A 7,768-nucleotide genomic window follows, 5' to 3' on the forward strand; every position below is an offset into this window, starting at 1 on the left:
GAACCGAGGAAACTGCCCCTTGCATTTCGAACGTGATTTCGTGATCCGCAACCGCGAGGTGCTGGAAGGCATCGTGGCCCGTTCCCACCGCGTTGCGCTGGGGATCTTCGTGCTGACCTTCGGGGGCTACGGTGTAGCGGTGTGGCTGTGGTTCCAGGACAACATGTGGGGTGCCCTGGTGGTGGCGACCGTCAGTTATCTGGTATTCCGCCAGTTCCGGATGCTGGCGCTGGGGGTGGCACGCATGCCGCTGCGGGGCGATCCGCAGGCGGTGGAGGCGCTGCGGGCGATCGACGTGGCGTTGGAACAGGACAAGCCGCACCCGGTGCTGGCCGAGGTCGAGGCGCATCTGCGCGCACTGGAAGATGAGCCGCCCGCCGCCGCTGATCGGCCCGCGGATCGGGCCACAGCCGGGCAGGACGATACGGACAAGGGGTCGGGCAAGGGCGACTAGGAGCTGTCGAGTTCGGGCGCCCGGCGGCGGCGCCTCAGAGTTCGACCGGCACGCCCAGTTTCTGCTCGATCACGCGCACCAGGGTCGCGTGCAGGTCTTCGCCGTTGCGGTCATCGATCCAGGCACCTTCCTCCTCGGAATAGCCGAAGTGGGCCGGACCCTCGGGGGAGGACAGCCAGATCTGTTCGGCGGCCTCCTGACGGTTCAGGATGAGCTGGGCGCCATCGTCGAACTCGATGGTCATCACGCCGTCGATCAGGTCGATATCCAGGTCGTCCAGCGCGCTCTGGTCGCTCAGGCGGGTCTGGATGTCGTCCAGGGCTTTCTCGGCGAATACGGCGAAGGAGGTCTGGCTCATGGGGCGCTCGGTCCGGTGGTGAAGGTTGGGGTCAGGCAGGGCGCGATTATAGGTCAGCCGCGCCAGGCGGCAATGGCCAACCCCGCCCAGCCGAGGATAAAGGCCGTCCCGCCGAGTGGCGCGATCGCCCCGAGGATGCGGGGCGCCCCGAGTGCGAGGGCGTACAGGCTGCCCGAGAACAGGAGGATGCCGATCACGAAGGCCACCGCGCTGGCGGCGGCCCAGCCGTTGGCCAGCTGCGCCCACAGGGCGGCGACCAGCAGCAGGGCCAGGGCGTGGATGAAGTGGTACTGAACGCCGGTGTGCCAGGTCGTCAGGGCGTGTTCCGAAAGGCGTTCCTGGAGGGCGTGGGCGCCGAAGGCGCCGAGCACGACCGCGATCCCGCCCAGCAGACTGGCGATGACGATCAGGGGGCGAATCAGGGGCTCGCCGGCGACCATCAGGCGTCGTCGCCCATCTCGCTATCGATGTCCTGTCCGGCGACCCAGCCGTGTTCCCGAGCGCGCTCGATCGCTTCCTGATGGATGCGTTCATGACGTTCACGAAGTTCCGGCGGGAGATTGCTGATACGCAGGTCGTACTTGTCCCATTCGGCATTGACCTGGTCGTGCAGCATCTGGATGCGCGAGACATCCCAGCCGTCGCAGGTTTCGGTCTCCGGGAGGATGCCGAACACCCAGGCATCACGGATGAAATTGCCGATGGGGGTCATGCCGCCGTACATGTCGTTGTACAGGCCGACGTAGGTGCGGTTGGAACGGTTGGGTCCTTTCATGCCGCATAGTGTAGGGGCGACTAGGGCTCAGGCAAAGCGTTTTCGCCGGTGGGCGAGAAAAACGGAGATCAGGGTGCAAACCGGGAACGATTCACTGACGCGGGTGCGGATCCGCGCGCTCATGAAGCTGATGGTGCTGGGGGCCGCATTGCTGCTGGTGGGGGTTATGCTGCGGTACGCATTTTCCGGATCGGTGGACACCCGTGGCGACACCCTTCGGGTGGACCTTGCGGAGATCGCGCCGGGCGAGGCGGGACGCTTTGTCCACGGGAACCGGCATGTCCTGGTGGTCCACCGGGATGCGGCCTGGCAGGGTGCGCTGGCGAGCGACGAGGAACTGGTCGATCCCGCTGCGCGCCGCGGTCAGCAGCCGGACGGGCTGGACCTGCCGCTGCGCAGCTTTCGCCCCGAATGGCTGGTGGTGATCGGTGAGGGGACGGACCTGGGCTGCGAGCTGGATCTGGTGCACCCGGACGAAGCCGATGGCTGGAGTGGCGGGTTCGTCGATCGTTGCCGGGGCGGACGCTATGACGGGGCGGGGCGGGTCTACGCGGATCAGAACGCCCGCCGGAACCTGCCCATCCCGGACTACCGGTTCGCGGGGGAGGACCGGCTGATCCTGGGCAGCCCCTGAAACGGGCGAGGAGCGATATCAGCCGGACGCCGCGGTCGCTTCGGCGGGCCCCGTGGCCGAATAGAGGTCGAAGCGCACGCTCTTGCCCTTGACGCTGGCCTGCGGGGCGTCCGGTCCGAGAGCCGGGGCGTGCAGCGGGCGTTTTACGATCACCCGGCGTTCCACGTGGCCGCGCAGGGCGGCCAGGGTCTGTTCGCCGTCGGGGTCGGCCGTATCCGCCATCAGCGCCTGGATCAGTTGCATGTCCTTCTTGACCGCGGCGCGTTTGGCGCGCTCCGGGAACATGGGGTCGAAGACCGCGGCCATCGCGGGCGGGCTCACGGCCGTGGGGTCGGCGACGCCCTCGAGCAGGGTAATGCGCTGGATAACCGGGGCCAGATCCGGGTGAGTTGCAGCGCGCGCCAGGGCATCGGCGAGCAGACGGTATACCACGGGGTGACGTTCCCAGGCGGTCACGCGAAAGCCGTGCGCGGCCAGCAGCAGGGTGTCGCGCCCGAGACCGGCGGAGGCATCCAGTACGTGGCCGTCGCGCGGGAGCTTCCCGAAGGCGCGGATCAGGCCTTCGCGCTGATGGCCGGCATGGGCCAGTCGATAGCCCTGGCGTCCGGCCGCGAAGTCGAGGTGCAGTCGCAGCGCCGGCTGGACGTCCTCGCGGATGAGCTGCAGGCCGTGATCGCCCGTTTCCAGGACCAGCCGAGCCGCGCCGCCGTGCCGGTAGCCGCGCGCCTCGAGGGCCTTGCGCAGTGCGTCGGCAGCGCTGTCGCAGCCCGGAGCCGCGCGTACGGTCAGCGCCATGGGGTCAGTAGTGCGGCGGGGGTGGTTCGGCGTCTTCGCGCCCGCCCCCGCGTTCCTCAAGCTCACGCAGGCGGTCGCGCAGCCACTGGACCTGCTGGCGCAGGTCGGCATTGGCCTGCTGCAGTTCCATCTGGATGCGGGCCTGCTCCTCCTGGGTGTATTCCTGGTGGGCCAGGCGGATCTCCAGGTCCTCGATTCGCTCTTGCAGGGGGTCGGTGTCCATGCGCGTCATTCCACCACGTTGCGCGGTGAACCGCATGCAAAGCTGCGGATGTTGTGCGTGACTTCGTCGATCACCCGCTGACGGGCGCCGCGCGCCGCCCAGGCGGTATGCGGGGTCAGCACGAGGCGCGGGATGTCGTCGGCCAGCAGCGGATGACCCGGTGGCGGGGGTTCCGGTTCCAGGACATCGATGCCCGCGCCGCCGAGATGACCGCTGCGCAGGTGACGCGCCAGGGCCTCGGGGTCAACGAGACCGCCGCGGGCCGTGTTCAGCAGAATGCTTCCCGGCCGCATACGGCGCAGTGCGTCGTCGTCGATGAGGTGGCGCGTGGCGGGCGTGAGCGGGCAATGCAGGCTGATCACGTCGCACTCCGCAAGCAGGCGCTCCAGGGGCAGGCGATCCGCGTGCGTCCGCTGCGCGGGATCGTGACTCTGCGCAACCCGAACCTCCATGCCGAAGGCCTCGGCAACACGGGCGGTGGCCCGGCCCAGCACCCCCCACCCGATGATCCCGATGCGCATCCCGGCCAGGGTGCCGATCGGGTGGTCGAGGAGGCAGAACTGATCCGAGGCGCTCCAGCGTCCGGCGCGGATGTCGGCTCGGTAGTCATCCAGCCGCGTGACCAGCGTCAGGAGCAGGGCGAAGACATGCTGCACCACGGAGTCTGTGGCGTAGTCGCGCGCGTTGCTGACGACGATGCCTTGTCGGCGGGCGGCGGCCACGTCGATATTGTTGAAGCCGGTCGCGGCGGCGCAGATCAGTCGCAGGCGGGGCGCTACGGCCAGCAGATCGGCATCCAGTTCGACCTTGTTCGTGATCACGACATCGGCGTCCGCGATCCGTTCGGCGCACTGGTCGGGTCGCGTGCGGTCGTGGAAGGCCCACTCGGGCAGGCAGGCGCGGAGCTCGGTGAGGTCGAGGTCGTCCCGGTCAACCGTGTTCAGGTCGAGAAAGACACCGCGCTGGAGCTGGGTCATGGGCCGAAGTCCCCGAGAGTCTGTGTAAGCGGTGTCCAACGAAAAGGGCCCCGCGCGGCGGGGCCCTTGAACGAGTTCCTGCGGTTGGTGCTGGACCCTTAGTTGTCACCCATAAAGGCGTGGAACAGGTTCAGCAGGTGCAGGAACATCACGTAGAGGTTCGCGTACAGCGAGACGGTCATCACGATGTAGTTGGCCTCGGGGTCGTGAATCATCCGACTGGTGTCGAACAGGATGGCCGCGGACAGCAGCAGGACGACCGCGGCCGAGATGGCCAGCGAGAGCGCCGGGATCGCCAGGAACAGGTTGGCGACGATGGCCAGCAGGGCCACGATCAGGCCGACGACCAGGAAGCCGCCGAGGAAGCTGAAGTCCTTCTTGGTGGCGAGGGCGTAGCCGGAGAGCGTGACGAATGCGATGGCCGTGGCGGCGAAGGCGTTGCCGACGATCTGCGGGCCGTTGGGCAGGCCCAGATACATGCTCAGGATCGGGCCGAGGAAGAAGCCCAGCACGCCGGTGAAGGCGAAGGTCAGGACGATGCCCAGTGCCGAATTGCGCGCGGCGTGGATGGCGAACGGGCCGCCGATCAGCACGCCCAGCATGATGATCCAGTGTACCGGCGGCGCATTGACCGCCATGGCGATGAACGCGGTAACCGCGCTGAACGCCAGGGTGAGCGACAGCAGCATGTAGGTCTGCCGGATCACCTTGTTGGTGGAGATGGTCTCGCTGATGGAGCCAGTGCTGGACGGGTTGCGACTCGAGCGGACGATCTGGTCTCGGGACACGGGTCAACTCCTCAATGCATTCGAATAAGCCACAGTGTAGCGATAAGCGCGCCCGGTTGCAGTGTTTCCACAGCCGGTCCGGGAGATCCGGCCGGCCGTGGGGCAACGGGCGCTGGCGTCCCCTACTTGATGGGTTCGCCGACCTTTTCGGAGATCGTCTTCACGGCGTGATCGGTGGACTTGAAGATGTTGTCCTCGCCGATGATCTCGTCCAGCCCGGTGCGCTGCATCACCTCCATGACCTGCGCCTTCACCCCGGCGAACACCAGCGTGATCCCGCGCGCCTTGAGGCGATGCACCAGCTGATGGATGACCTCTTCGCCGGAGGCATCGATCTCGTTGATGCCCTTGCCGACCACGATCAGGTACTTGGCCTGCGGGTGCCGTGCGACCAGGTCGAGCACTGCGTCTTCAAAGTACGGCACGTTGGCGAAGTAGAGCGAGCCGTCGAAGCGCATCATGCCGACCTTCTCATTGGTCTCCAGACCATAGCGCTGGGCCTCGCGCAGGGTGCCGTCCTCGTAACGGGCCAGCTCCGATACACGCGGCTGCATGGTGCGGTACAGGTAGAGCACGATGGCCAGGCCGGCACCGGTCAGGATGCCGTAGTCCAGATTCGGGGCCATGGCGAGCGTGGCGATGAAGGTCACGATCGCGGCGGCGCCGTCGTGCTTGTTGGCCACCCACGCGTGCTTGATCGCCTTGAAGTTCACCAGGCCGGCCACCGCCATCATGATGATGGCTGCGAGGACCGCCTGCGGCAGGTGATAGATCAACGGAGTCAGGAATAGCAGCGCCAGGCCAATGATCACGGCGGTGAAGACCGACGAGAGTCCGGTCTTCGCGCCGGAATTAAGGTTCACGGCCGAGCGGGAGAACGAGCCGCTGACCGGGTACCCCTGGGTGAAGCCACCCGCGATATTCGCCAGGCCCTGGCCCATCAGTTCCTTGCTGGGGTCCAGCCGCTGGCCGGTCCGGGCCGCCATGGCCTTGGCAATCGCGATGGCCTCGGTAAAGCCCACCAGGGCAATGACGAAGGCGGTGGTCAGGAGTGTCGTGAACGTGCCGAAGCTGATCTCCGGAATCGAGAAGCCGGGAAGGCCCTGAGGCACATTCCCGACTACGGCTCCGCCCCCGTTCAGGTGCACGGTGTCGTCGCCCACCCGCTCGATGCGCCAGGCAGCCCGGTCGGCGCGCTCGCGCTCAGCGTCGGTCAGGTGTTCGTCGGCAATGAAGCGGGCGGGTTCGTCATCGGTGCCGGGCACCCGTCGCAGGGTGAGGTCGCGGATCTCGTCGCGCATGGTCGCCAGTTCTGGGCGCAGTTCCTCGCGCTCCAGGCGCAGCTGGTCGGCCTCGTGGCGCAGGCGGACGGCCTCGGCGCCTTCCTGTTGTTGCAGTTCGGCCTCCAGGCGTCGGATCTGGTCGTCGAGTTCGGCCAGGCGGGCGCTTTCGCGCTCGATGTTCTGGGCAAGGGTCAGGACCTCGGCCGGGGCGATCTGCTCGATGGAGGTCTCGGCCTTTTGTTCGTAGCCGATCGCCCAGCTGGCGACGATCGCCACGACCACCGCGACCAGCACGCCGGGGATCTTGGGCGTGAAACGCTTCATCGCGACCATCAGGGCGATCGCGCCTATCCCGAACGCAAGGGTTGGCCAGTGCACGCTGCCCAGTTCCATGAGCACGCCCCAGAGACCGAGCATGAAATGGCCGCTGGTATCGATCGGCACGCCCAGAATCTTGTTTACCTGGGACAGGGCGATGATGATCGCGGCCGCATTCGTGAATCCGACGATCACCGGGTGCGAGATGAAGCTGACCAGCGCACCCAGCTTGAACAGCCCCAGCATCAACTGGATCACGCCAACGATGAACGCCAGGGCGATGGCGAGCATGATGAATTCGGAAGAGCCTTCGGCCGCCAGCGGTATCAGTGCCGAGGCTGTCAGCAGGGAAACTACCGCCACCGGGCCGGTCGCCAGCTGATTCGAAGAGCCCCACAGGGCCGCCACCATGACAGGAAGCAGAGAAGCGTACAGCCCGTAGACCGGCGGGAGCCCCGCCAGTTGGGCATAGGCCATGGATTGCGGGATCAGGACCAGGGCGACCGAGATCCCGGCGATGAGATCCGCGTTGAGGGTTTGCTTGGTCGGGCGCCAGCCGAGAAAGGGAAACACTCGCAGCAGGATCGGATTCATCGGGTCACTCGCTTGGCCAGTTCGTGAGAAACGACGACGGCCGAAACCAGGGCTGGGGCGCCGGAAGGCATTCCGGGCCAGGGCGTGCCAGGGCCGTCGTCACAGAACTGGCAGCCGGAGCTGGGCCCGCTGGAGGTTCGCGGGCGCAAGCGGGAAAACGGCGCCGATTATAGTGCCTTCAGTCATTTTCTTCTATCTAACTTGTTCTATGTGAAACATGTTAGATGGGCTATGTGTGGGGTGCGGGGAGGGTGCGGCGAGTGGGGTGGGGGAATGGCGGAGAGGGAGGGATTACGGTGCCGCGGGCGCCGCCCTCCGGGCCGCCACCTCGCGGCGGCGTTCCGGCGTCGCTGTGCGTCGCCGGTCGAACCCGAGCGTTGGATCTCGAGGGTTCGAATCCCGGATTGGCGGGGTTGGCCCATGCGTTGGATAGCATTTGGATTTCTTGCTGGAATCTGGCGGAGAGGGAGGGATTCGAACCCTCGAGGGGCTTTCACCCCTGCCGGTTTTCAAGACCGGTGCAATCAACCGCTCTGCCACCTCTCCGAGGTTGGGCATTGTCTGGTACG

At 66.7% G+C, this 7,768-nt stretch carries 10 protein-coding genes and 1 tRNA gene; 2 read left to right on the forward strand and 9 right to left on the reverse strand.

Translation table 11 applies throughout. The features are described from left to right. Positions 1-19 precede the first annotated feature (19 nt). A complete protein-coding gene (locus tag D106_RS0112950) occupies positions 20-454 on the forward strand; it encodes a hypothetical protein (RefSeq protein WP_018880309.1) in 435 nt (144 codons plus the stop codon). 34 nt (positions 455-488) lie between these two features. Here the strand turns inward: D106_RS0112950 and cyaY are convergent, their stop codons facing one another. Genes cyaY through D106_RS0112965 form a run of 3 tightly spaced genes read right to left on the reverse strand, consistent with a single transcriptional unit; the run spans position 489 to position 1,587 of the window. Continuing rightward, positions 489-812, reverse strand: a complete 324-nt coding sequence (gene cyaY, locus D106_RS0112955) for an iron donor protein CyaY (protein ID WP_018867024.1) — start codon at positions 810-812, stop codon at positions 489-491. A gap of 53 nt (positions 813-865) precedes the next feature. Continuing rightward, complete coding sequence (locus D106_RS0112960) at positions 866-1,252, reverse strand: DUF423 domain-containing protein (RefSeq protein ID WP_018867023.1); 387 nt, start codon at positions 1,250-1,252, stop codon at positions 866-868. After that, positions 1,252-1,587 (reverse strand): hypothetical protein, encoded by a 336-nt coding sequence (locus D106_RS0112965; protein WP_018875615.1) that lies wholly within the window; start codon positions 1,585-1,587, stop codon positions 1,252-1,254. The genes D106_RS0112960 and D106_RS0112965 overlap by 1 nt, the downstream gene beginning before the upstream one ends. Positions 1,588-1,660: 73 nt before the next feature. Between D106_RS0112965 and D106_RS0112970 the strand changes: the two genes are divergently transcribed. Continuing rightward, on the forward strand, positions 1,661-2,221 hold the full coding sequence (locus tag D106_RS0112970) for a hypothetical protein (protein WP_018880310.1): 561 nt from the start codon (positions 1,661-1,663) through the stop codon (positions 2,219-2,221). Positions 2,222-2,239: 18 nt separating this feature from the next. On the opposite strand, the gene D106_RS0112975 is transcribed toward D106_RS0112970, so the two are convergent. The 6 genes from D106_RS0112975 to D106_RS0113000 all read right to left on the reverse strand — a co-directional run bounded on the left by D106_RS0112975 (position 2,240) and on the right by D106_RS0113000 (position 7,745). Beyond that, a complete protein-coding gene (locus D106_RS0112975) occupies positions 2,240-3,016 on the reverse strand; it encodes a class I SAM-dependent methyltransferase (RefSeq protein WP_018880311.1) in 777 nt (258 codons plus the stop codon). 4 nt (positions 3,017-3,020) lie between these two features. Further along, positions 3,021-3,239, reverse strand: coding sequence for a SlyX family protein (locus D106_RS0112980; RefSeq protein ID WP_018880312.1), 219 nt, complete (start codon positions 3,237-3,239; stop codon positions 3,021-3,023). Positions 3,240-3,244: 5 nt separating this feature from the next. After that, positions 3,245-4,216 (reverse strand): D-2-hydroxyacid dehydrogenase, encoded by a 972-nt coding sequence (locus D106_RS0112985; protein ID WP_018880313.1) that lies wholly within the window; start codon positions 4,214-4,216, stop codon positions 3,245-3,247. Between the two features lie 98 nt (positions 4,217-4,314). Then, entirely contained in the window at positions 4,315-5,004 is a 690-nt protein-coding gene (locus D106_RS0112990) for a Bax inhibitor-1/YccA family protein (protein ID WP_017941768.1), read from the reverse strand. 122 nt (positions 5,005-5,126) lie between these two features. Further along, positions 5,127-7,199: a SulP family inorganic anion transporter gene (locus D106_RS0112995; protein WP_018867017.1), complete on the reverse strand. Its 2,073-nt coding sequence runs from the start codon at positions 7,197-7,199 to the stop codon at positions 5,127-5,129. Positions 7,200-7,655: 456 nt separating this feature from the next. Further along, positions 7,656-7,745: transfer RNA gene (locus D106_RS0113000), tRNA-Ser, on the reverse strand. Between the last annotated feature and the right edge of the window lie 23 nt (positions 7,746-7,768).

This window comes from Thioalkalivibrio sp. ALE9 (assembly GCF_000377445.1).
Taxonomy (GTDB): Bacteria; Pseudomonadota; Gammaproteobacteria; order Ectothiorhodospirales; family Ectothiorhodospiraceae; genus Thioalkalivibrio.